At 66.2% G+C, this 1,110-nt stretch carries 2 protein-coding genes; one reads left to right on the forward strand and one right to left on the reverse strand.

Going from position 1 to position 1,110, the window contains the following annotated elements; genetic code table 11:
• A partial coding sequence (locus EB084_26250) for a sterol desaturase family protein (GenBank protein ID NDD31765.1) occupies window positions 1–122 on the reverse strand: 122 nt, incomplete at its 3' end.
• 64 nt (window positions 123–186) lie between these two features.
• Between EB084_26250 and EB084_26255 the strand changes: the two genes are divergently transcribed.
• Window positions 187–810 (forward strand): Crp/Fnr family transcriptional regulator, encoded by a 624-nt coding sequence (locus EB084_26255; protein NDD31766.1) that lies wholly within the window; start codon window positions 187–189, stop codon window positions 808–810.
• Window positions 811–1,110 lie beyond the last annotated feature (300 nt).

Genomic DNA, 1,110 nt, shown 5'->3' on the forward strand with positions numbered 1-1,110 from the left:
AGGCTCGCGATGGAGTCCTGGAACTCGTAGTACCCGTTCTTCTTCCAGACGCACCACGCGATCTCCGCGAGGATGAGCAACAGCACGAACGGCGTCACGACGGCGTAGACGTTGATGTCCATGGGCGACACCGTCTCACCCCAGCCCACGTCGGTGCGTTAACCCGGGATAAGAACGACGAGCCCGATGAACGCGCGTTCCCCCGAAGCGAAGGTTCTGTACGCGAAGCTGACCGCCTTCGGGCCCATGCAGCCGAAGACGTTCGAGCGGCTGCTGCAGTTCGCCGAAGAGCGCACCCTCGAGAAGCAGGAGTTCTGGTCGCAACCCGGCAGACCCGTCACCCACTTCGGCATCGTGCTCGAGGGCCTGGTGCGCCACTTCTACGTCGACGCGAAGGGGCGCGAGTCGGTGAAGGCCTTCCGCGGGCCAGGTGAGTTCTCGGCGCCGTATGCCGAGATCATCCTCCGCAGGCCCTCGCGCACCTTCATTCAGGCGCTCGCCCCGACGCGGCTGCTGGCGTTCGAGGTCGAGGGCTTCGAGGCGCTCGCCGCCGACTCGCTGGAGCTGCAACGCCTCGCGCGCCGCTTCGTCGAATTGCACTTCGTGGGGAAGGAACAACGTGAATACGAGTTCCTGCAGCTGAGCGCCGAGCAACGCTACGCCCAGTTCTGCGCCGAGCGGCCCGAGCACCTGAGCCACATTCCGCAGCACCAGGTGGCCTCGTACATCGGCATCACGCCCGTCGCGCTGAGCCGCATTCGGGCGCGGCTGGCCAGGCGCCGCACGTCGGTCATGCTGACGGGAGAATGAGCCGCCAGAACGTCTACACCTCTGTCGCGAACTCGATGATCACCAGCATGGAGGTGATCAACGCGCGCAGGCGAAGGACCCCACACACCAGCCCCTCCTCTCCCCGCGCTCAGGGCGAGGGGAACTCACTTCTTTCTCTTCTCGCTCGCCGCGAAGAACGCCGCGCCTGCGAGCACGAGGTGCACCTCGCGAATGAGCCGGTCGGCCAGCCCCGAGTGACGATGGCGAGGCAGGTCGAGCGCCTCGGCGCCCACGCTGAAGACGATGGCCACGATGGCCTCGGCCGCGAGCGGAATGTCA

The organism is Pseudomonadota bacterium, assembly GCA_010028905.1.
GTDB lineage: Bacteria > Vulcanimicrobiota > Xenobia > RGZZ01 > RGZZ01 > RGZZ01.

Excerpts from the sequence above, each read along its gene's own strand:
- EB084_26255 (NDD31766.1), top strand. The coding sequence starts at position 187 with ATGAACGCGCGTTCCCCCGAAGCGAAGGTTCTGTACGCGAAGCTGACC.